This window comes from Streptococcus vulneris, from assembly GCF_019218685.1.
Taxonomy (GTDB): Bacteria; Bacillota; Bacilli; order Lactobacillales; family Streptococcaceae; genus Streptococcus; species Streptococcus vulneris.
This window is the reverse complement of sequence record NZ_JAHUZC010000006.1, coordinates 69442-93414: the sequence shown is the minus strand read 5'-3', so window position 1 is coordinate 93414 and position 23973 is coordinate 69442. Positions and strand designations below refer to the sequence as shown.

The window sequence follows — 23973 nt, the reverse complement described above, 5'->3', positions numbered from 1 at the left end:
TTTTACCTTCTTTTTATATAATGCAGTCTAAAATGATATGAGTCCATAAACTATAAATTTGAAGTATGAAAATGCTATTAATAGAATGAAATTTGTATTGGAAAGAGTCTAGAATAGAAAGCTACTTTCATTGCACTTATTTCTTTTGAATGAACTTATCTTGCATACCATTTTATTAGGTTAAATTGATGGAAAATGATTGCAATTTTAGGTGTGTTTTGATATATTTAATATATAAAATATATTATCGAACTTGGTACGTGTTTGTGTATTCAGAAGGAGGTCGTTTTTTAAAATAAAGTAAGCGCTTACTTTGTATCAAGAAAAAGAAATGAGGATTTTAATGAACAAAAGACTTTTTGATAAACGTTGTCATTATAGCATTCGTAAATTTGCAATAGGTGCGGCATCTGTAATGATTGGGGCTAGTATATTTGGCATTTCAGCTGTACAAGCTGAGGAAGTGGCTTCATCCAATACTCAAACAGGAGAAACAACTGTTCATCAAGCTCAGCCTTTAGATAAGCTTCCCGATGATGTGGCAGCTGCTATCGCAAAGGCTGATGAGAATGGTGGGCGTGAGTTTGTAAAACCCAAAGCTGAGTCGACAGAAGATAAAGTGACTAAGGATACAGAAACTACTAGACCTGCTAACGATGGTAGTCATGAATTTGCTAGTCCTAAAGTGGAAACTCCAAATAAAGTAGAAGAAGGAACCAAGGCTGAGGACAAACAGAAATCTGAAGAGGCAAATCCAAAGCCTGTTGAATCTGCATCAACATCTGGAACAGAACTGAAAGAGGATTCTAAAAAAACTTCTGAAAAGGACCAAGTGAAAGCAGACACAGAGATCAAACCTTCTTCTGAAAAATCGCAAGTACTATCTGGAGAGTCAAACAAAGCTGAAGTTGAAAAGGAAAAACAACTATTATCGGATCGAAAACAAGATTTTAATAAAGATTGGTATTTTAAACTAAATGCCCAAGGCGATTTTTCAAAAAAAGATGTGGATGTTCATGATTGGTCTAAATTGAATCTTCCACATGATTGGAGTATTTATTTTGACTTTGATCACAAGTCTCCCGCGCGTAATGAAGGTGGCCAGTTAAATGGTGGAACAGCCTGGTATCGTAAGACTTTCACATTAAATGAAGCAGACAAGAATAAGGATGTTCGTATTAATTTTGATGGGGTTTACATGGATTCAAAGGTCTATGTAAATGGTAAATTTGTAGGACATTATCCAAGTGGCTATAATCATTTTTCATATGATATCACAGAATTTTTAAACAAGGATGGTAGTGAAAATTCAATTACTGTTCAAGTGACCAATAAGCAACCAAGTAGTCGTTGGTATTCAGGAAGTGGAATTTATCGTGATGTAACTCTTAGTTATCGTGATAAAGTCCATGTTGCCGAAAATGGTAATCATATCACTACTCCAAAACTTGCTGAGCAAAAAGAAGGGAATGTTGAAACACAGGTTCAAAGTAAGATTAAAAATACGGATAAGAAGGCTGCTAAAGTCTTTGTGGAACAACAAATTTTTACTAAGGAAGGTAAGGTTGTTTCAGAATTAGTGCGCTCTGAAACGAAGAATTTAGCAGAAAATGAAGTTGCAGATTTCAGACAAACAATCCTAGTTAATAAACCAACTCTTTGGACGACAAAAAGTTATCATCCTCAACTGTATGTGCTGAAAACAAAGGTTTATAAAGAAGGTCAACTAGTTGATGTAACAGAAGATACATTTGGTTACCGTTATTTCAATTGGACTGCTAAGGATGGTTTCTCTCTGAATGGCGAACGCATGAAATTCCACGGAGTAAGTATTCACCATGACAATGGAGCCTTGGGTGCAGAAGAGAATTATAAGGCTACCTATCGTAAATTAAAACTCTTGAAAGATATGGGGGTAAACTCTATTCGAACAACCCACAATCCAGCTAGTCCTCAGTTGCTTGATGCTGCAGCTAGTTTAGGTCTTTTGGTGCAAGAGGAAGCTTTTGATACCTGGTATGGTGGCAAAAAGACTTACGACTATGGACGGTTCTTTGATCAAGATGCAACTCATCCTGAAGCTAAGAAGGGGGAGAAGTGGTCTGATTTTGATCTTAGAACAATGGTAGAACGTGATAAGAACAATCCGTCTATCGTCATGTGGTCTCTTGGAAATGAGGTAGAAGAGGCAAATGGTAGTCCTCGCTCTATCGAAACTGCTAAACGTCTGAAGGCTATTATCAAGGCGATTGATACTGAGCGTTATGTCACCATGGGTGAAAATAAATTTAGTCGTGCAGCAACAGGTGATTTTTTGAAACTCGCAGAAATCATGGATGCTGTCGGTATGAACTATGGTGAACGTTTTTATGATGCGGTTCGTAGAGCGCATCCAGATTGGCTCATTTATGGTTCTGAAACCTCTTCAGCTACTAGAACGCGTGATTCTTATTACAATCCTGCTCAAATCCTTGGACACGATAACCGTCCAAATCGTCACTATGAACAATCTGATTATGGTAACGACCGTGTTGGGTGGGGAAGAACAGCTACTGAGTCATGGACTTTTGACCGTGATCGCGCTGGCTATGCCGGACAATTTATCTGGACTGGGTTTGATTATATTGGTGAACCAACTCCATGGCATAACCAAGATAATACACCTGTAAAAAGCTCTTACTTTGGTATCATCGATACGGCTGGTTTACCAAAAAATGATTTCTACCTTTATCGCAGTGAGTGGTATAGTGCTAAAGAAAAGCCAACTGTACGCATTTTACCACATTGGAACTGGACTGAAGAGACACTTAAGGATCGCAAGATGCTAGTCGATGGAAAGGTTCCAGTTCGTACCTTCTCAAATGCTGCAAGTGTAGAATTGTTCTTAAATGGACAGTCGCTTGGTAAAAAGGAATATACGAAGAAAAGGACAGAAGATGGACGTCCTTATCATGAAGGGGCTAAACCAAGTGAATTGTATCTTGAGTGGCTTGTGAAATACCAACCCGGCACACTGACTGCGATTGCTAGAGATGAAAATGGCAAAGAAATTGCGCGTGATAGTGTGACAACTGCAGGGGAACCAGCAAGAGTTCGTCTGACTAAAGAAGAGCATGTTATCACTGCAGATGGGAAAGACCTATCCTACATCCATTACGAAATTGTTGATGGCGATGGGAATGTGGTTCCGACAGCGAATAATCTTGTTCATTTCAATCTTCATGGTCAAGGACAAATTGTTGGGGTCGATAATGGAGAACAAGCTAGCCGTGAGCGTTACAAAGCTCAAGCAGATGGAACATGGCAAAGACGTGCTTTCAATGGTAAAGGAGTTGTCATTGTAAAATCAACAGAAAAAGAAGGTAAATTTACTCTTTATGCAGATTCTGCTGGTTTAACTTCTGATAGCGCAACGGTCGCAACTGTGTCTGGTAAGAAAGAAAACCGTCACTTTGTAGCCTTTGCTCCTGTAAAAGCAACAACTGACGTGACAACAAATCCTGAATTGCCTCAAACAGTAACAGCTATTTATAGCGACGGTAGTGTTGAGGAAAAGACTGTAACATGGGACGTGCCATCTGACTTGCTTACAAGTGCAGGTGAGAAAAAAGTATCTGGACGTGTAGAAGGTTTTGAAGCCAAAGCTGAGGCACTTGTAAAAGTGATTGCCTTAGATAAATGGTTACCAAAAGTTGCTACAGTACCAGTTGGTACAACTGCAGCTGATTTGGATAAAACAGTCACAGCTGTTCTGACAGATGGTAGCTTGATTGATACTGATGTTGTTTCTTGGACCTTGAAAGATCCTGCTGCTTTGACCAAGGAAGGGGGACGTACGGAAGCTACTGGTAAATTGGTAGATGATGGCCATGAAGTTACGGCAACCTTTATCGCAAGCAGTAAGGAAACAACAAGTAGCATTACAGGACTTACTGTTGGGGATAAAGCTCTTGAGAACTTCGAGTCTGGCAAGACTTATTACCGTGTATCCCTTCCTTACACCGGAACAATTCCAAGTGTTGGGGCTCAGACTACTGGTTATCAAGTAACTGTTCAGCAAGCTTCTGCTGATAATGGTTATCAGGCTTCTGTCTTCTTGAGTGACCAAAAGGGTGACTTGGTTCAAACTTACCTAATTCAGTTTGTGAAGGAAGCTCCTGCCTTGAAACGTTTGGAAGTAGTTGTGGAAGGAAAAGAAACTGCTACTGAAGATCAGGTTTTAACTTATCGTGTCATTGGTAGTTATGAGGATGGTTCTCAAACAGAATTTTCAGCTTCAGATATTCACCTAGAAGCTAAATCATCTGATGGTGGGCATCTTGAGGTAAATGGTCAGAATCTATTGCTCTATACTAAGGGAAGAGTGACTTTGACACCTCGAATCGATAATCAAACAGAGGAAACAGAATCTGTAACTACTGAAGTAGTGATTAAAGAGAATAAAGTCAGCAAGAAGATTGTGAAACTTCATCCTGTATCTATTTCTACAGATATTAATCAGCAACCGAATCTACCTAAAGAAGTTGGGGCAGAATTTGATAAGGGCTTGCCACGCAAAGTATCTGTAACTTGGGACAAGGTAGATAAAAAAGAATTGGGTCGCTATCATAGCTTTACCCTTAAAGGACATGTAGAAGGAACAGACATTGAAGCTCAAGCAACGGTGACAGTTGAAGGCTTACAAGTTGCAGAGGAAGTCAGCCTCACAGTACCTAAGGGTGAGACAGTTCAATTGCCAGCTAATGTTCGTGCTTACCATTCTAATGGAACAACTATCTATAAAGATGTAGTTTGGGATCAGGTTCCAGCCAACTTTAGTCAAACTGAAGGAGTCTATGAAATCAATGGTCGTTTAGTAGGTAGCAATCTTACAACTAAAGCTCATGTTCGAGTGTCTAGTCAAGTGGTTGCTGGAAATAATATCTCTAAACAATGGACAGGTTCACAATTACCAGCTGCCATTGTATCCAATACAGGAGGAGATGACACGGCCAATACCTTGAACGACTTGACTGTATCAAGAACGCCATCAGATGCTAAAAATAGATGGACAACTTGGAGAACAAATACTGATAATGACTGGGCTTCTATCTTGTTTGGTAATTCAGGAGACTTGACGAAACGTTTTGTCAACAATTTGTCGGTTGATTTCTATACTGATGGAGCAATTGGTCTTCCAAAAGAATATGTAGTTGAATATTATGTAGGTAAAGAAATTCCAGATTTACCAAGTGATGTCAGTCATGCTCAGCGTGATACTAATCATCCATTTAATAATCCAGACAATTGGAAAGCAGTTGAAAACCTACATGCTCCAAGTCAGCTGTCTGCAACTCAAACCAATCACTTCACATTTGACAAGGTCGAAACCTACGCTGTGCGTATTCGTATGAAGAAGGCTGATGGAACATCAGGTGTTGGTCTGACAGAGCTAACTGTGCTTGGAAACAAGGTCTTAAGTGAAACAAGTTCAGAGATTTCTATCAAGGTAGATGGCAAGGATCTTGAACACTTTAATCCATCGAAAACAGATTATTATATTCCTCAATCTAGCAAGGAAATTACTGCAACAGCTAGCAACAATGGTTTGGTTACTCTTGTTCCAGCAACAAGTCCAAAAGGTGCGACACGTCTTATTTTGAAGGCTGAAGATGGTACTATTTTAAAAGAATATCGGATCTACCGTAATGATGAAAAAGATACAAGTCTACCTTTAGCAGCTGAAAATGGTGCAACTACTTTGAAGCTCGGAGATACCCTTCAACTTCCATCAGAAGTCACTGTTTATTATCCAACTTCAAATACTTGGACTACAGATAAACTGGCAGTGAAATGGGATGCTATTCCTCAACATGCGACAGAGCATGAGGGAAGATTCCAAGTAACTGGTCATGTCATCGGTACAAATCTAACAACTACCATGCAAGTAACAGTTGTAGCTAAAGGAAATCAAGTCATCTCAGAAAATCCAAGCAACAATGAAACGGACTCTAAAGCCTTTGCTTCAACAACGAACGATACACAAGCAGCTTCACATGATAGAATTTTCTATATCAATGATGGAAAATACAATGAAGATGGACGTTGGACAAACTGGTCTCGTACTCCGAAAAATCAAGAAACTTCTGTTGGATTACTCTTTAAGAAGGATGGAAAAATTACTTCTCAATCTATCGGAAAAGTAGCCCTTCAGTTCTTTAAAGATAGTGGCACAGATGCTCCTGAGAAAATGGTTCTAGAAAGATATATTGGTCCAGAATTTACAGAACCAAGTACGATTTCTCGTTATGAAGAAAATGCCGATCATCCATTCAATAAGGCAGAAAATTGGGCACCAATTCCTTACAAAGCTTCTGGAGAATTAGTAGCTGGTAAACCAATCGAGTTTAACTTTGATCCGGTTCAAACGACAGCTATTCGTGCTCGCATGACTCGTAAGGCTACTACCAATGGTCTTGCACTTGTAGAATTTACAGCCTATTCTGCAGGCAAGGGAGCAGAAGTGGAAACACCATCAGCGACTATTTCGATCGATGGAAAAGCATTGGAAAACTTTGATCCAAATGTGACAGAGTACACCCTAACAACAATGGGAACTAAACCAAAAGTCACTGCGACAACTAGTGGACATGGAGTAGTCACGGTAGTGGATCATGGAAATACAAATCTTCCAACACTCGTTCGTCTTGTTTCCAAAGATGGAAATCTGGTGAAAGAATATCGTTTACACTTTAAGTCTACCTTCCAAACAACACCGACAGAAGGCGTTAAGAACTTAGTTGCAGAAGTACCAAGTTTGGAAATTGAAAAGACTTCACTTCCGTTTAAAGAAGTTATTCGTGAAAATCCTGAACTTGCTCAAGGTCAACGTCGTATTGTTTCTGAAGGTCAGGATGGAGAAAAAGTTGACTATATTCAAGTTTTGGGTACTACTAGAAGTCTTGTTCATTCTGAAGAAAGAAAGGCTCAGGATCGCATTGTTGAAGTTGGACTGAAAACAACTATTTCAAGTAGTAAAGGCGAGGAGCCAGCTCCAGTCAATGAAGTTCCAGAATTCAAAGGCGGTGCTAACTTTGTAGAAGCGGTAGTAAACGAAGTTCCAGAATTCAAAGGTGGTGCTAACTTTGTAGAAGCAGCAGTCAATGAAGTTCCAGAATACACAGGAATTCTAGCCACAGTAGGAGATCAAGCAGTACCAAGTGTTGAGAAACCTGAATTTAAGGGTGGCGTTAATGCTGTAATGGCTCTAGAACATAAACTTCCAGAGTACCGTGGTATTCTAGCTACAGTAGGTAATCAACCAGCACCGACAGTAGAAAAACCAGAGTTTAAACTAAGTTCGTTAGAAAAATCTCAGACTCCAGAAGCACTAGTTCAAGTTGCCAAGGAAGACAAGAGATTGCCAGAAACTGGTGAAAAACAGTCAGAAACAGCTATTTTCTTGGCAGGTGTTACCTTGGCCTTGTCAGCAGCTTTATTAACTGCAAAACGCAAAGAGGACTAGTCTGTGCGCCTAATACCATTCTAGTTGTATAGATTGGTAGAAGATAAAAAATGAATCGATAAATGAGTCGAATAGATGGAGAGGGCCAATTAGTCCTCCCCGTCTTTACTAGTGAAAATGGAATCGTTTACTTTCGTGTTTGGACGAAAGGAGAGTAGAGGGGCTTTGTCCCCTCTTTTTCTATATGAACGAAGAGATTTATATTTAAGATGCAAGGTGGATAGACTTTATAGTATAATGAATAGAGAGGAAAAAACAATGAAAGTGATTGAGCAAGCATTATTAGAAAAAGTCATTATTGAACGTTCTCGTACCAGTCATAAAGGAGACTATGGCCGTCTACTGTTGCTTGGTGGGACTTATCCTTATGGTGGTGCTATCATCATGGCTGCTTTGGCGGCTGTTAAAAGTGGAGCTGGTTTGGTGACTGTTGGAACAGATAGGGAAAATATCCCAGCTTTGCACAGTCATTTACCTGAGGCTATGGCCTTTTCTCTTCAAGACCAGCAACTGTTAAAAGAGCAGTTGGAGAAGGCAGAAGTGGTCTTAGTGGGACCTGGTTTACGAGACGATGCTTTTGGAGAAAATCTAGTCAAACAGGTCTTTGCTAATTTAAGCCAAAATCAAATTTTGATTGTAGACGGAGGGGCCTTAACCATCCTTGCTAGGACAAGTTTGTCGTTTCCATCTAACCAGCTTATCTTAACTCCCCACCAAAAAGAATGGGAAAAGCTGTCTGGTATTGCTATTGAAAAGCAAAAGGAAGCTGCAACGGCTAGTGCCCTGACTTCTTTTCCTCAAGGAACAATTTTGGTGGAGAAAGGTCCAGCTACTCGTATTTGGCAAGTTGGCCAATCTGATTATTACCAGTTACAGGTTGGTGGTCCCTATCAGGCGACTGGGGGAATGGGAGATACACTTGCTGGGATGATTGCAGGATTTGCAGGTCAGTTTAAACAAGCCAATCTCTATGAACGTGTGGCAGTAGCGAGCCATCTTCATTCAGCCATAGCACAAGAATTATCTCAAGAACATTATGTGGTTTTGCCGACGGAAATCAGCTCTTATCTGCCTAAAATAATGAAAAAAATATCTCAAAAAGGCACCTGATGGTTTCAGGCGCCTTTATATCTTTTAGAAAAATCCTTTAATCTTTCCAACGAGGCCATCTAGACCTTCAGAACCAGAAATCAACTGTTGAGCTTGAGAGAAGTATTCTCCAAGCTGTTCTTGATTTTCTGCAACAAATGTTTTTGCAGCTTCGAAATCTTTTGTTTCGATTAGCTCTTTTACTTGGTTAAACAAATCTAATGGGTTCATCTTATGTCTCCTTTTCTGTATAATACTATTCAAACATTTTATAAAAATTTTTTCAAGCAAAGAGATTTTTCTATCGAAGTTAAGGGGTGTCAAACAGGGCTTTTTTTGATATAATTTTTAATGATGAATTCGAGAAATGATCGGTATGTGGTTGTTGATTTAGAGGCCACTAGCACCGGAAGCAAGGCAAAAATTATTCAAGTGGGTATTGTGGTGATTGAAAATGGCGAAATCGTCGATCAGTATGGGACTGACGTCAATCCCCATGAGCCCTTGGATTCTCATATAAAAGAATTGACAGGGTTGACTGATCAACGGTTGGCAGTTGCTCCAGAGTTTTCACAGGTAGCTGGAAGGATTTTTGAACTGGTCAAGGATGGTGTTTTTGTCGCGCACAATGTACAGTTTGATGCAAATCTTCTGGCAGAGTACCTATTCTTTGAAGGTTATGAATTGAGAACTCCTCGTGTGGATACAGTTGAGCTGGCACAGGTTTTATACCCTCAGTTTGAAAAGTACAATCTCGGCATTCTCTGTCAAGAATTAGGGATTAAGTTAGACCACGCCCACACCGCTCTCTCTGATGCACAAGCAACAGCAGAGCTTTTGCTTTTTATGCGTCAAAAACTTTTTCAGTTACCAAAAGGACTTTTAGAAACGTTGTTAAATCTTGCGGATAATCTCCTTTATGAAACTTACTTAGTGATTGAAGAAGTGTATCAGCGCCAGTCCCTCCTTTCTTCTCACGATTTGATGGAGCTCCATGGTCTTTTTCTAAGAAAGCAAAGTAAGTCTCTAAAGCCACGTAAGCTATCTAAGGATTTTACTAAAAATATGTCCTTGTTAGGCTTGGATGAACGTCCTCAGCAAGTTGAATTTGCAGAAAAAGTTGAGGAGTTATTAAAGGAACAGAAAATTGCGTTTATTCAAGCCCAAACGGGACTTGGAAAGACTTATGGTTACCTACTACCAGCTTTGAACATGGAAAGTGAAGGGGGCATCCTTGTAAGTGTTCCCACCAAAATCCTTCAAAATCAAATCATGCAAGAAGAAGGAAGTCGATTAAAAGATACTTTTCATATTGATATTCATAGTCTCAAGGGACCTCAAAATTATTTGAAACTCGATAATTTTTATAAAGTACTTCATAGGCCAGAGTCTAACCGCCTATTCACACGCTTTAAAATGCAAGTCTTGATTTGGTTAACAGAGACAGAGACGGGGGATTTAGATGAAATTGGGCAGCTGTATCGTTATCAGCATTTTCTAGCTGAACTTGTCCATGATGGAAAACTTTCACAAAAAAGTTTATTTATTACTGAGGACTTCTGGCAACGCAGTCAAGATAGGGCTAAATCGAGTCACATTTTGTTAACCAATCACGCTTATTTGGTAACACGTTTAGAAGATAATCCAGAATTTGTCAACAATCGATTGGTAATCATAGATGAAGCTCAAAAAATGCTGCTTGCCCTTGAAAACCTAGCGCAAGAGTCTTATCTCCTCGAAGATTTAGTAACACAAGTTGAAAAGTCCTTGGAAACAGAAAAAGATGTTATTCAGAGACGGTTGCTTGAGAGTATCGGGTTTGAATGTCGCTATTTGATAGATCAGTTTTACTCTGGACTTAAGAATGACAAGTGGTTAGATTCTCTTGAAAATTTACGCCAGCATTTTTCTGAGTTAAATCTTCCCGAGTACAGAGATATGATACGCTTTTTTACTTCAGACCGTGAATTTTGGCTGGCAACAGCTGAGAAGTCAAGTAAGGATGTCTTAATCTGCTCAAGTAAAAAAGGTCGCTTTCTACTAGCAGATTTATTGCCAAAAGATTGCAGAGTACTTGGCGTATCTGCCACTCTTGAAATCAGTAATAGAGTTTCTTTAGCGGATTTATTAGGATTTACTGAAGCTCCACTTATTACAGTTGAATCTTTACAACAGAAGCAACAAGAAGTTCTATTAGTAACTGATTTTCCTTTAGTAACTGAACATTCTCCTTTAGATTATGCAGAAGAGGTTACATCAGTTATCCATTCCTTACAGGCGTTTCAAGAGCCTTTGCTTGTTCTATTTACGTCTAAAGAATTGCTGTTAGCAGTGTCAGATTTACTAGACTATCCTCATCTAGCCCAATATAAAAACGGGGAGCCTAGTCAGCTGAAGAAACGTTTTGAAAAAGGAGAGCGACAAATCTTACTTGGAACAGGAAGTTTTTGGGAGGGAGTGGATTTTTCTACCCATCCTTGCGTTATTCAAGTAATTCCTCGATTACCTTTCCAAAATCCCCAAGAACCTTTAACACGAAAATTAAATCATGAATTGCGTCAAGAAGGGAAGAATCCTTTCTATGATTATCAGTTGCCAATGGCCATTATTCGTCTCAAACAGGCTTTGGGTAGAACAATTAGAAAAGAGGAACAAATTTCCATTGCTGTGATACTGGATAGTCGAGTTGTTCATAAACGATATGGTAAACAGATTAGACAAGCTCTAGCTAAGGAAAGAACTATCAAAGAGGTGAATAGAAACCAGATTACCTCTGCTGTTATTGATTTCCTCCAAAACAACAAAAATGAAAAATCTAAGAAAGAGAAAAGGTGAATATATGAAACGTTCTCTCGACTCTAGAGTCGATTATAGTTTGCTCCTGCCAGTATTTTTCCTACTAGTTATCGGTGTGGTGGCTATTTATATAGCTGTTAGTCATGATTATCCAAATAATATTTTGCCAATTTTAGGGCAACAGGTTGCCTGGATTGCCTTGGGGCTTGTGATTGGTTTTGTGGTCATGCTTTTCAATACAGAATTTCTTTGGAAGGTGACACCCTTTCTATATATTTTAGGCTTGGGACTTATGGTCTTACCTATCGTCTTTTATAATCCAAGTTTAGTTGCATCAACGGGTGCCAAAAACTGGGTATCGGTAAATGGTGTTACCTTGTTCCAGCCGTCAGAATTTATGAAGATATCCTATATCCTCATGTTGGCTCGTGTGATTGTCCAGTTTACCAAAAAACATAAGGAGTGGAGACGCACAGTTCCGCTGGACTTTTTGTTGATTTTTTGGATGATTGTCTTTACCATTCCAGTCCTAGTTCTTTTGGCACTTCAAAGTGACTTAGGGACGGCTTTGGTTTTTGTAGCCATTTTCTCAGGAATCGTTTTATTATCGGGGGTTTCTTGGAAAATTATTATCCCAGTATTTGTGACTGCTGTAACTGGAATTGCTGGTTTCTTAGCTATTTTTATCAGCAAGGACGGTCGGGCTTTTCTCCATCAACTGGGAATGCCGACCTACCAAATCAACCGTATTTTGGCTTGGCTCAATCCATTTGACTTTGCTCAAACAACGACCTATCAGCAGGCTCAAGGACAGATTGCCATTGGAAGCGGTGGCTTGTTTGGACAGGGTTTTAATGCTTCTAATCTGCTTATTCCAGTTCGAGAGTCGGATATGATTTTCACGGTTATAGCAGAAGATTTTGGCTTTATTGGCTCTGTCCTTGTTATCGCCCTTTATCTTATGCTGATTTATCGTATGTTGAAGATTACTCTTAAATCAAATAACCAGTTCTATACCTATATTTCCACAGGTTTGATTATGATGTTACTCTTCCATATCTTTGAGAATATCGGTGCTGTGACGGGCTTGCTTCCCTTGACGGGGATTCCCTTGCCTTTCATTTCTCAAGGAGGATCGGCTATTATCAGTAATCTGATTGGTGTGGGCTTACTTTTATCGATGAGTTACCAGACCAATCTAGCTGAAGAAAAGAGCGGAAAAGTTCCATTCAAGCGGAAAAAGGTTGTTTTAAAACAAATCAAATAAGGAGAAAATCATGGTAAAAGTAGCAGTTATGTTAGCTCAGGGCTTTGAAGAAATTGAAGCTTTGACAGTTGTGGATGTTTTGCGTCGTGCAAATATCACTTGTGATATGGTTGGTTTTGAAGAGCAAGTGATGGGTTCGCATGCAATCCAAGTAAGAGCAGATCGTGTCTTTGATGGTGATTTATCAGACTATGATATGGTTGTCCTTCCTGGTGGCATGCCTGGTTCTGCACATTTGCGGGACAATCAGGCCTTGGTTCAAGAGTTGCAAAGCTTTGAGCAAGAAGGGAAGAAACTGGCAGCCATTTGTGCTGCACCAATTGCTCTCAATCAAGCAGGGGTATTGAAAAACAAGCAGTACACTTGTTATGATGGCGTCCAAGAGAAAATCCTTGATGGTCACTACGTCAAGGAAACAGTAGTGGTAGATGGTCAATTGACAACCAGTCGAGGCCCTTCAACAGCCCTTGCCTTTGCCTACGAGTTGGTGGAGCAATTAGGAGGAGACGCAGAGAGTTTACGAACAGGAATGCTCTATCGAGATGTCTTTGGTAAAAATCAGTAAAACGGATCCGTAATCTCTATAGTTTGATAAATACTAAAATATTAATCACTCTCTATAGAGTTATATTTTTTGAGAAGATGATTCGTCATCTTCTTTTTATATTTCGGTGTTTTTACTTGCGTAAAAAAATGTTTTCTAGTATAATAGTTTATTGTGAGCGAACCTCACTTACCCCTTGCAAAGTCTTGGGGTCATTAGACCAAAAGGAGGAACATATCAATGGCTAAATACGAAATTCTTTATATCATTCGTCCAAACATTGAAGAAGAAGCTAAAAACGCTTTGGTAGCACGTTTTGACTCTATTTTGACTGACAACGGTGCAACTGTTGTTGAATCAAAATCTTGGGAAAAACGCCGTCTTGCATACGAAATCAAAGATTTCCGTGAAGGACTTTACCACATCGTTAACGTTGAAGCAAACGACGATGCAGCTCTTAAAGAGTTTGACCGTCTTTCAAAAATCAACGCTGACATTCTTCGTCACATGATCGTCAAAACTGACGCGTAAGAAGGTAAACTATGATTAACAATGTTGTACTTGTAGGGCGTATGACACGTGACGCTGAGTTGCGTTATACCCCATCAAATGTAGCAGTTGCGACTTTTACTCTTGCAGTAAACCGTACATTTAAGAGTCAAAATGGCGAACGTGAGACTGATTTTATCAATGTCGTTATGTGGCGCCAACAGGCTGAAAACCTTGCTAACTGGGCTAAAAAAGGCTCACTTATCGGGGTGACAGGTCGTATCCAGACTCGTAGTTACGATAACCAGCAAGGACAACGTGTCTACGTGACAGAGGTCGTGGCTGAGAATTTCCAAATGTTGGAAAGACGTAGTGTGCGTGAGGGTCACACAGGTGGAGCTTATTCTGCACCAAGTTCAAACTATTCAGCACCTACAAATTCAGTACCAGACTTTTCACGTGATGAAAATCCATTTGGAGCAACAAATCCATTGGATATTTCAGATGATGATTTACCATTCTAATGGACAACTAAAATTATAAAGGAGAAAAAACATGGCTCAACAACGTCGTGGCGGATTCAAACGCCGTAAAAAAGTTGATTACATCGCAGCAAACAAAATTGAATATGTTGATTACAAAGATACTGAGCTTCTTAGCCGTTTCGTTTCAGAACGTGGGAAAATCCTTCCTCGTCGTGTAACAGGAACTTCAGCTAAAAACCAACGTAAAGTAACAACAGCTATCAAACGCGCTCGCGTAATGGCTTTGATGCCTTTCGTAAACGAAGATTAAAAAAGAGGTCCGGGCGGACCTCTTTTTCAGACCCCAACGGGTCTTTTTTTCACGAGCCTTGAAATGAGAGAGCGAGTTTGGGTCCGGGCGGACCTCTTTTTCACGATCCTTGAAATGAGAATGCGAGTTGGGTCCGAGTGGACCTCTTTTTCATGAGCTCGGAAAAAAGAAAGCGAATTAAAGCCCGGTTGGTTTTTTTCACGAGATAGTTTTTTTCTGACCTTGGCGTGCTATAATGGTAATAGAAAGAGTAAAGGTGGGTAAGTCAAAGATGAATTGTACGATTAGAAATATGATTAAGTCTGATATTGAATCCTTATCTCATGGATTTATGAATCAAGGTTGGCCTGGTAGAGAGGAAATTTTGGCTAGATATTTTCTGGAACAGGAAAGTGGGGAGAGAGAAGTCTTAGTTGCAGAGATTGATGGTGCTGTAGCGGGCTACGTTACCATTTTGCCCTCTGCTAAACATGGTCCTTTTGCAGAAGTCTATCCAGAATTATCAGATTTTAATGTGTTTGAGCCTTTTCGAAATCAAGGGATTGGGAATCAACTGCTAGAAGAAGCAGAAAAACGAGTCAAGTTTGTTTCGAGCCAGGTCACTCTTGGTGTAGGTTTGCACTTAGGCTATGGCCCTGCCCAGAGATTGTATATCAGACGGGGCTACATTCCAGATGGGACAGGTGTCTGGTATCGAAATCAACCCTTGGAAATGAATGCAACTTGCCAAAATAATGATGATTTGGTTCTGTATCTAGTAAAGGAATTCGAATAAGAGACAAGGATTTTATTGGGGAGATGTGGGATTTCTCTACTTTATGGTATAATGGAAAGAGTTAGATTGAAAGAGGTAGTGAGATGGATGCCAAATTAAGATACAAGGCAAAAAAGATTAAGATTGTCTTTTTTGATATTGATGATACCTTGCGAAATTCTAAGACTGGTTTTATTCCGACTTCAATCCCAACTGTTTTTAAGCAATTACGTGAGAAAGGAATTTTGACAGGTATTGCTTCTGGACGAGGGATTTTTGGTGTTGTTCCAGAGATTCGTGATCTCAAGCCTGACTTTTTTGTAACCTTAAATGGGGCCTATATCGAAGATAAAAAAGGTCAGGTTATTTATCAACATCAGATTGAGAAGTCAGATGTTGAGGAGTATATCTCTTGGGCTAAGCAAGAAGGAATTGAGTATGGTTTGGTTGGGAGTCATGATGCCAAGTTGTCGACTCGCACCGATATGATTAGTGAAGCCATCAATCCAATTTATCCTGATTTAGATGTAGATCCTGATTTTCATGAAAAAGAAGATATCTATCAGATGTGGACTTTTGAAGATAAGGGAGATGACTTGCACTTGCCTGACAGTCTCTCAGACAAACTTCGCATGGTTCGTTGGCATGAGCATTCGTCTGATATTGTGCCGATTTCAGGCTCCAAAGCGACGGGTGTGGAAAAGGTTGTGGAATACCTAGGTTTGAAACCAGAGAACGTCATGGTTTTTGGAGATGGGCTGAATGACTTGGAACTCTTTGATTATGCTGGAATTAGCGTTGCAATGGGAATTTCTCATGATAACATCAAAGAAAAAGCAGATTATATTACAAAAACATTAGAAGAAGATGGCATTTTTGATGCCTTAGAAGGATTTGGTATGGTAGAAAAAGAATTGCATTTCCCACAAGTAGATATTGAAACAGTAGAAGGTCCTATCGCGACTATTAAGACCAATCACGGAGACTTGCGTATTAAGCTCTTCCCTGAACATGCTCCTAAGACTGTGGCGAACTTTGTTGCACTTTCAAAAGATGGCTACTATGATGGTGTCATTTTCCACCGTATTATCAAGGATTTTATGATTCAAGGTGGAGACCCAACTGGAACTGGTATGGGTGGCGAGTCAATCTACGGCGAATCATTTGAGGATGAATTCTCAGAAGAACTTTACAATATCCGTGGTGCCCTTTCCATGGCTAATGCTGGTCCAAATACCAACGGCAGCCAGTTCTTTATCGTGCAAAATAAACATTTGCCTTATTCTAAGAAAGAAATTGCTCGTGGTGGTTGGCCAGAACCGATTGCGGAAATCTATGCCAACCAAGGTGGAACTCCTCATCTAGACCGCCGTCACACGGTTTTTGGTCAGTTAGCTGATGAAGGATCTTACGCAGTCTTGGATGCCATTGCTGCTGTTGAGACAGGAGCTATGGATAAGCCAGTTGAAGATGTTGTGATTGAAACAATTGAAATCGAGGACTAAGATGAAAATCGGTGATAAGCTAAAGGGCCGTATTACAGGGATTCAGCCCTACGGTGCCTTTGTTGAGCTAGAGACGGGTGATACGGGGCTGATTCACATTTCAGAGATTCGGACAGGCTTTATTGAAAATATTCAAGAAGCCTTGAAAGTCGATGAAGAGGTTCAGGTTCAGGTAGTGGATTTAGATGAATTTACAGGGAAAGCTAGTCTTTCTATCCGTACTTTGGAGGAAGAAAAGCACCAGTTTCCGAGACGGAGACGCTTTTCAAGCGACCGTTTTAACTACGGCTTTGCGCCTCTTAAACGAATGATGCCAATTTGGACCAAGGAAGCCCTTCAACATTTGAAGAATCAGAAGCACTAGTTAGAAACCTCTATCTTTTGTAATGTTAATATAAATTTGCTATAATAAGACCATGGAAGAAGAACAATTATTAAAATCAGGAGAGCGCATTAACCAGCTCTTTTCGACAGATATCAAAATCATTCAAAATAGAGAGGTTTTTAGCTATTCAGTGGATAGTGTTCTCTTGTCACGTTTTCCACGTTTCCCTAAGAAGGGCTTGATTGTGGATTTCTGTGCTGGGAATGGAGCAGTGGGTCTTTTTGCTAGCACTCGTACTCAGGCACAGATTTTGGCTGTTGAGATTCAGGAGCGTTTGGCAGATATGGCTGAGCGCTCTGTCCGTTTGAATGGATTAGAGGAGCAGATGGAGGTCATCTGTGATGATTTGAAAAATATGCCTTCTCTTATACAGGGAAGTAAGGTGGATATGATTTTGTGTAATCCACCCTATTTCAAGGTGGATCCTCATTCTAATTTGAATGAAAGTGAACATTATCTCTTGGCTCGCCACGAAATCACGACCAATTTGCAGGAAATCTGTCGTAGTGCCCAGAGTATTCTTAAATCTAATGGGCGCTTGGCTATGGTTCATCGTCCTGATCGACTTCTGGATATTTTGGATACGTTACAACGGCATAATCTAGCCCCTAAGCGCCTGCAGTTTGTTTATCCAAAAAGGGAAAAGGAAGCCAATATGCTTTTGATTGAGGCTATCAAGGATGGTTCAACAAGTGGCTTTAAGGTCTTGCCACCTCTCATTGTTCACAATGATGATGGCTCTTATACGCCTGAACTTGAAGAGATTTATTATGGATCATAAGGCTTATATGTATGTGCTGGAGTGTCGTGACGGATCCTACTATACAGGCTATACGACTGATGTGAGAAGACGTCTCGCTATGCATAATAGTGGGAAGGGAGCCAAATACACACGAGCACGCTTGCCAGTCAAACTTATCTATGCTCAAGGTTTTGCCAGTAAGGAAGAAGCCATGTCGGCAGAAGCCCTTCTCAAGCGTAAGAAGAGGTCACAGAAGGAAAGATTATTATCTGAAAATCAAGATAGAAATTTACTCAGTTATTTTGAAGAATCGTGAGGAGTCCTTTGACTCCTCTTACTTTTGTCAAAAAGCGAAAAAAATGCTACAATAAAGAGAATAAACAAAATGAGGTATTATCATGTCTAAGATTCTAGTATTTGGTCACCAAAATCCAGACTCAGATGCCATCGGGTCATCTGTAGCCTTTGCCTATCTTGCAAAAGAAGCTTACGGTTTGGATACGGAAGCTGTTGCCCTTGGAACTCCAAATGAAGAAACAGCCTTTGTCTTGAACTATTTCGGTGTGGAAGCACCGCGTGTCATCACTTCTGCCAAAGCAGAAGGTGCAGAGCAAGTTATCCTAACTGACCACAATGAATTCCAACAATCTGTATCAGATATCGCTGAAGTAGAAGTTTATGGTGTTGTAGACCACCATCGTGTGGCTAACTTTGAAACTGCAAGCCCACTTTACATGCGTTTGGAGCCAGTTGGATCAGCGTCTTCAATCGTTTACCGTATGTTTAAAGAACATGGTGTAGCTGTTCCTAAAGAGATTGCTGGCTTGATGCTTTCAGGTTTGATTTCAGATACCCTTCTTTTGAAATCACCAACAACACATCCAACAGATATAGTTATTGCTCCAGAATTGGCTGAATTGGCTGGTGTTAACTTGGAAGAGTATGGTTTGGCTATGTTGAAAGCTGGTACAAACTTGGCCAGCAAATCTGCTGAAGAATTGATTGACATCGATGCTAAGACTTTTGAATTGAACGGAAATAATGTCCGTGTTGCCCAAGTAAACACAGTTGACATCGCTGAAGTTTTAGAACGTCAAGCAGAAATTGAAGCTGCAATGCAAGCCGCCAACGCAACAAATGGTTATTCTGACTTTGTATTGATGATTACAGATATCGTCAACTCAAACTCAGAAATCCTAGCACTTGGTGCTAACATGGACAAGGTCGAAGCGGCTTTCAACTTCAAACTTGAAGACAACCACGCCTTCCTTGCTGGTGCTGTTTCACGTAAGAAACAAGTGGTACCTCAATTGACTGAAAGCTTCAATGCTTAATATTTTGAGTGTCAATTCAAATTAGGAAATTCTAATTTGACTTATATCGAAAGGAGTTTTGGCTCCTTTTTTTTCTAGGAGTGAAGCATGTTAGAAAATGGCGATTTGATTTTTGTGAGAGATGAGTCAGATATGGGGCAGGGCATCCAGACTTCCACAGGCAACTATAATCATGTTGCCATTTGTTTGGATGGGATGATTTACCACGCTAGTGGACAGGCTGGTGTGGTTTGTCAAGAACCAGCAGACTTCTTTGAGTCCAATCATTTGTACGACCTCTATGTTTACCCAGAAATGGATATCCAGTTTGTGAAGGAAAAAGCTTGCAAACATCTAGGAGCACCCTACAATGCTTCTTTCTATCCAGATGGAGAAGGTTTTTACTGTTCCCAGTATATGGCAGAAATCCTCCCCATTTTTGAAATCATTCCCATGAAATTTGGGGATGGGGAGCAGGAGATTAGTGACTTTTGGAGAGAGTATTACAGAGAACTAGGCTTGCCTGTTCCTCTGAACCAAGCTGGGACCAATCCTAGTCAGTTGGCAGCATCGCCTCTGTTAGAATGTAAAGAAAGGAATCTTCATGATTCAGATTTTTAATCCATCTCGTTTGACGAGACAGTCATTTTTTGGAGAATTAATCCGCTATCTGGACCAGCATGATGATGTTATTTTGAGAGAAATTAAGGCTCAATTTCCAGATGTGGCAGTTGATAAACTCATGGAAGAGTATATAAAGGCTGGTTTGATTCGTCGGGAAAATAAGCGTTATTACCTTAATCTTCCTATGCTTGAATCACTCGATAGTCTCGAACTGGATCAAGAGATTTTTGTTAGCGAAGATAGTCCGGTCTATCAAGCCTTGTTAGAGCAGAGGTTTGAGACGGAATTACGAAATCAAACCAATGAATCTATTTTAGTTGAAAAGACGGACTTTGCGCGGACTAAAATGACCCTGTCCAATTATTTCTACAAGGTCAAACATCAGTATCCTTTGACAGAAAAACAGCAGGTACTCTATGCTATTTTGGGAGATGTCAATCCTGAGTATGCTCTCAAATATATGACGACTTTTTTGCTAAAATTTCTCAAAAAAGATCAACTGATGCAGAAACGACGTGATATCTTTGTGGACAGTTTAGTAGTCTTGGGCTATATTGTCCAAAATGAAGATGGAAAGTATGAATTGGCCGTCTATTTTGATAAGGAAAGATTAGCTTTCTACTTGGCCTGATTTCTTTTTTGTGAGCACATTGTTTGACTTTCCTTAGTATTCGGTATAAACTATATGTAACCGGTAACACATATCGGAATAAAACTAAAGGAGACAATCATATGTCACTTGAAAACAAATTGGAACAAGCAACAGGCGCTATCAAAGAAGGATTTGGTAAAGTTACTGGAGATGGTAAGACTGAAGCAGAAGGCGCTGTAGAAAAGACAGTTGCTAAGGCAAAAGAAGTAGTTGAAGATGCTAAAGATGCTGTAGAAGGTGCCGTTGAAGGTTTGAAAAACGCTTTTAAATAAAGATAAAAAAATCAAGGGTTTCATTTCCCTTGATTTTTTACTATCTTATAAATAATTTTCTGCGACGGCTGCATCTCCTGGATAGGCTTCTTTCTTACCTTGGACGATTTGGTAGCAATCGGCTCCCTTACCAGCGATAATCACAGCATCTAATTCTTGACTTGTGATAGCCATCGCTGCCTTGATGGCTTCTTGGCGATCGGCAATCTTTTCAACAGGATGGCTGATATAGCTACTGATTTCATCCGCAATGGCCATTGGGTCTTCATAGTTGGGGTCATCAGCAGTCAGAAAAACTTGAATCTCAGGGTGTTGATTAAGGAGGAGGCCAAAGTCCTTACGACGGCTTTCTCCCTTGTTTCCTGTCGAACCGAGAACCAGAGCAATCTTTCCAGTTTGATGAGTTTCTACAACATTGATTAGTTTTTTGAGACTGTCACCATTGTGTGCATAGTCGATAAAGACCTTGGCGCCATTTTTCTGAGTGAGGACTTCCATACGACCAGGAACTCGGGTTGCTGCGATTCCTTTTTTGATGTCCTCAAGACTAGCTCCGAGACGGAGACAGGCAAGTCCAGCAGCAACTGCATTTTCTTGGTTGAAGTGTCCAATGAGTTGGATATCATAATCTCCAGCGAGTTTACCCGTAGCTGAAAAACTAAAGGCTTTGGAATTCTCGATTTGGTTGCTCGACTGGCTACCGTAGAAATCATGGTCTTGATCTTCTACCTGTTCTTTTAGTACAGAGAAGTGGTCCATGTCACTGTTAATGATGACTGCTCGGCTATTTTCCATCAAGAGACGTTTGTGGTAGAAGTAGTCTTCAAAGCTAGGGTGTTCAATCGGGCCGATATGGTCGGGGCTGATATTGAGGAAAACTCCCACATCAAAGGTTAGACCATAGACACGTTTGACCAGATAGGCTTGACTGGAGACTTCCATGATGAGGTGGGTACGATCATTTTGCACAGCCTGATCCATCATATCAAAGAGGTCAATGCTCTCAGGAGTTGTCAATGCAGACTTAAAGAAAGTCTTGCCATCTAGAGTTGTGTTCATGGTCGACAACATAGCAGGTCGATGCCCTTGAGATAAAATGTTATAGGCGAAGTAGGCTGCTGTTGTTTTACCTTTGGTTCCAGTGAAGGCGAGGAGTTTGAGTTTTTCCTGTGGATTGCCATAAAATTCCATGGCAATCAAACTCATGGCTTTCTTGATATCACTGACGATAATGGCAGGAATACCAACCTCATAGTCTTCTTCAGCCACATACCAACCGAGACCTTGTGAGATGGCTGAAAGCAAAAATTCCTTCTTAAAGGCAGTACCCTTGACGAAAAAGAGGCTCTTCTCTTTGGCATTGCGGCTATCATAGCAGATGGTGTCAAATACGACATAACTGTAGTTGTAGTGATAATGTCCTTGGTCGATAATCTCACGGAAGAGACCATCTTTCTTTAAAATATCTAATACGGTTTCAATCTTTATCATACTTTCTATTGTAAACCGAAAGTCGTAAATTTACAAGTGACAAGGAAAAGTTTATAATGGAAGATGAGGAATTTTTCCTAGTGATTAAAATTAAATGAGGAATCTATGTCTAACGAAAACAATCACCAGCAGGCCCAGATGTTACGGGGGACTGCTTGGCTAACGGCTAGTAACTTTATCAGTCGTCTACTCGGTGCCATTTATATCATCCCTTGGTATATCTGGATGGGGTCTTATGCGGCTACAGCAAATGGTCTCTTTACCATGGGCTACAATATCTATGCTTGGTTCTTGCTAGTTTCAACAGCGGGTATTCCAGTTGCGGTTGCCAAGCAAGTGGCCAAGTATAATACCATGCGAGAAGAAGAGCATAGCTTTGCCCTGATTCGGAGCTTTTTAGGATTTATGACAGGACTAGGTCTGGTTTTTGCTTTAGTCTTGTATCTCTTTGCTCCATGGCTAGCAGACTTGTCGGGTGTAGGGAAAGACCTGATCCCAATCATGCAGAGTTTGGCTTGGGCGGTCTTGATTTTCCCATCTATGAGTGTTATCCGAGGCTTCTTCCAAGGGATGAATAACCTGAAACCTTATGCCATGAGCCAAATCGCTGAGCAGGTCATTCGTGTTATCTGGATGCTCTTGGCTACCTTTATGATTATGAAAATGGGCTCAGGAGATTATCTAGCAGCGGTTACCCAATCCACCTTTGCTGCCTTTGTCGGCATGGTAGCCAGTTTTGCAGTTTTGATCTATTTCCTTGCCAAGGAAGGATTACTTAAAAGAGTCCTTGAAACAGGAGATAAGATTAATAGCAAGCGTCTCTTGGTCGATACCATAAAGGAAGCCATTCCTTTTATCCTGACAGGGTCTGCTATCCAGCTTTTCCAGATTTTGGATCAGATGACCTTTATCAATAGTATGAGCTGGTTTACCAACTATAGTAATGAAGACTTGGTTGTCATGTTTTCTTATTTCTCAGCCAATCCTAATAAAATCACTATGATTTTGATTTCCTTAGGAGTTTCGATTGGTGGTGTAGGCTTGCCACTTTTGACCGAAAACTATGTGAAAGGTGATTTGAGGTCTGCCTCTAAATTGATTCAAGATAATCTAACGATGCTTCTATTGTTTCTTTTTCCTGCAACTGTGGGAGTGGTCATGGTCGGTGAACCTATTTATACCATATTTTACGGGAAGCCAGATGGTTTGGCATTAGGTTTGTTTATCTTTGCAGTCTTACAGTCAACCATTTTGGGTGTATATATGGTTTTGTCACCAATGCTTCAGGCTATGTTCCATAACCGTAAAGCGATCCGTTACTTTTTCTATGGTTCGGTTGCTAAGCTAGTCTTGCAATTACCAACAATTTATCTTTTTCACAGTTACGGTCCTTTGATTTCAACATCAATCGCTCTTATCATCCCCATTATATTCATTTATCGTGAACTATGTAGGGTAACAGGAATGAGAGGTAATGTGGTATTTAGGAGAACGATTTTAATCAGTTTGTTGACTTTTGTTATGTTCATCGGTGTCGGTGCTATCCAGTGGATACTGGGATTTGTCTTCCAACCAAGTGGGCGTTTGTGGAGTTTTCTATATGTAACTCTTGTCGGTGCCATGGGTGGAGGAGTTTATGGAATTATGAGCCTCCGTACCCGTTTATTGGATAAGGTTATTGGAAAAGCTCAAGCAGATCGCTTACGAATCAAATTAAAGTTAACTTAAAAAATATTTATAAATAAAAGGGA

At 40.2% G+C, this 23973-nt stretch carries 20 protein-coding genes; 18 read left to right on the top strand and 2 right to left on the bottom strand.

Annotation, left to right across the window (positions count from 1 at the left end):
• Positions 1-343 precede the first annotated feature (343 nt).
• Positions 344-7504: an SIALI-17 repeat-containing surface protein gene (locus KUA57_RS05620; RefSeq protein ID WP_218493823.1), complete on the top strand. Its 7161-nt coding sequence runs from the start codon at positions 344-346 to the stop codon at positions 7502-7504.
• A gap of 258 nt (positions 7505-7762) precedes the next feature.
• On the top strand, positions 7763-8614 hold the full coding sequence (locus KUA57_RS05615; RefSeq protein WP_218493822.1) for an NAD(P)H-hydrate dehydratase: 852 nt from the start codon (positions 7763-7765) through the stop codon (positions 8612-8614).
• 24 nt (positions 8615-8638) lie between these two features.
• On the opposite strand, the gene KUA57_RS05610 is transcribed toward KUA57_RS05615, so the two are convergent.
• A complete protein-coding gene (locus tag KUA57_RS05610) occupies positions 8639-8824 on the bottom strand; it encodes a hypothetical protein (protein WP_001068558.1) in 186 nt (61 codons plus the stop codon).
• Between the two features lie 123 nt (positions 8825-8947).
• Here KUA57_RS05610 and KUA57_RS05605 point away from each other — a divergent pair, with 123 nt between their 5' ends.
• The 15 genes from KUA57_RS05605 to KUA57_RS05535 all read left to right on the top strand — a co-directional run bounded on the left by KUA57_RS05605 (position 8948) and on the right by KUA57_RS05535 (position 20731).
• Positions 8948-11428 carry a bifunctional DnaQ family exonuclease/ATP-dependent helicase gene (locus tag KUA57_RS05605; RefSeq protein WP_218493829.1) on the top strand — a complete coding sequence of 827 codons (2481 nt, stop codon included), beginning with the start codon at positions 8948-8950 and terminating at the stop codon, positions 11426-11428.
• A 4-nt stretch (positions 11429-11432) separates the two neighbouring features.
• On the top strand, positions 11433-12656 hold the full coding sequence (locus tag KUA57_RS05600) for an FtsW/RodA/SpoVE family cell cycle protein (protein ID WP_061590331.1): 1224 nt from the start codon (positions 11433-11435) through the stop codon (positions 12654-12656).
• Positions 12657-12666: 10 nt separating this feature from the next.
• The gene (locus KUA57_RS05595; protein ID WP_061864379.1) at positions 12667-13221 is read left to right on the top strand and encodes a DJ-1 family glyoxalase III; all 555 of its coding nucleotides are present in this window, start codon (positions 12667-12669) and stop codon (positions 13219-13221) included.
• A 219-nt stretch (positions 13222-13440) separates the two neighbouring features.
• Positions 13441-13731 carry a 30S ribosomal protein S6 gene (gene rpsF, locus KUA57_RS05590; protein WP_001151778.1) on the top strand — a complete coding sequence of 97 codons (291 nt, stop codon included), beginning with the start codon at positions 13441-13443 and terminating at the stop codon, positions 13729-13731.
• Between the two features lie 11 nt (positions 13732-13742).
• Positions 13743-14213 (top strand): single-stranded DNA-binding protein SsbA, encoded by a 471-nt coding sequence (ssbA, locus tag KUA57_RS05585; protein WP_218493821.1) that lies wholly within the window; start codon positions 13743-13745, stop codon positions 14211-14213.
• 31 nt (positions 14214-14244) lie between these two features.
• Positions 14245-14484: a 30S ribosomal protein S18 gene (rpsR, locus tag KUA57_RS05580; protein ID WP_000068664.1), complete on the top strand. Its 240-nt coding sequence runs from the start codon at positions 14245-14247 to the stop codon at positions 14482-14484.
• A gap of 271 nt (positions 14485-14755) precedes the next feature.
• On the top strand, positions 14756-15259 hold the full coding sequence (locus tag KUA57_RS05575; RefSeq protein WP_125443716.1) for a GNAT family N-acetyltransferase: 504 nt from the start codon (positions 14756-14758) through the stop codon (positions 15257-15259).
• An 83-nt stretch (positions 15260-15342) separates the two neighbouring features.
• Positions 15343-16743 (top strand): bifunctional Cof-type HAD-IIB family hydrolase/peptidylprolyl isomerase, encoded by a 1401-nt coding sequence (locus KUA57_RS05570; protein ID WP_218493820.1) that lies wholly within the window; start codon positions 15343-15345, stop codon positions 16741-16743.
• A gap of 1 nt (position 16744) precedes the next feature.
• Entirely contained in the window at positions 16745-17107 is a 363-nt protein-coding gene (locus KUA57_RS05565; protein WP_000689605.1) for a S1 RNA-binding domain-containing protein, read from the top strand.
• Between the two features lie 52 nt (positions 17108-17159).
• Entirely contained in the window at positions 17160-17909 is a 750-nt protein-coding gene (locus KUA57_RS05560) for a tRNA1(Val) (adenine(37)-N6)-methyltransferase (protein WP_218493819.1), read from the top strand.
• Positions 17899-18186, top strand: coding sequence for a GIY-YIG nuclease family protein (locus KUA57_RS05555; RefSeq protein ID WP_218493818.1), 288 nt, complete (start codon positions 17899-17901; stop codon positions 18184-18186). The genes KUA57_RS05560 and KUA57_RS05555 overlap by 11 nt, the downstream gene beginning before the upstream one ends.
• Positions 18187-18268: 82 nt before the next feature.
• Positions 18269-19204: a manganese-dependent inorganic pyrophosphatase gene (locus KUA57_RS05550; protein WP_218493817.1), complete on the top strand. Its 936-nt coding sequence runs from the start codon at positions 18269-18271 to the stop codon at positions 19202-19204.
• Positions 19205-19291: 87 nt separating this feature from the next.
• A complete protein-coding gene (locus tag KUA57_RS05545; RefSeq protein WP_218493816.1) occupies positions 19292-19804 on the top strand; it encodes a YiiX/YebB-like N1pC/P60 family cysteine hydrolase in 513 nt (170 codons plus the stop codon).
• Positions 19788-20438 (top strand): DUF1803 domain-containing protein, encoded by a 651-nt coding sequence (locus KUA57_RS05540; RefSeq protein ID WP_125409492.1) that lies wholly within the window; start codon positions 19788-19790, stop codon positions 20436-20438. Before KUA57_RS05545 ends, KUA57_RS05540 begins: the two co-directional genes overlap by 17 nt.
• A gap of 101 nt (positions 20439-20539) precedes the next feature.
• Positions 20540-20731 carry a CsbD family protein gene (locus tag KUA57_RS05535; RefSeq protein WP_049488510.1) on the top strand — a complete coding sequence of 64 codons (192 nt, stop codon included), beginning with the start codon at positions 20540-20542 and terminating at the stop codon, positions 20729-20731.
• Between the two features lie 45 nt (positions 20732-20776).
• Here the strand turns inward: KUA57_RS05535 and KUA57_RS05530 are convergent, their stop codons facing one another.
• Positions 20777-22222: a UDP-N-acetylmuramoyl-L-alanyl-D-glutamate--L-lysine ligase gene (locus KUA57_RS05530; RefSeq protein WP_218493815.1), complete on the bottom strand. Its 1446-nt coding sequence runs from the start codon at positions 22220-22222 to the stop codon at positions 20777-20779.
• Positions 22223-22327: 105 nt separating this feature from the next.
• Between KUA57_RS05530 and KUA57_RS05525 the strand changes: the two genes are divergently transcribed.
• Entirely contained in the window at positions 22328-23950 is a 1623-nt protein-coding gene (locus tag KUA57_RS05525; protein WP_218493814.1) for a putative polysaccharide biosynthesis protein, read from the top strand.
• Positions 23951-23973 lie beyond the last annotated feature (23 nt).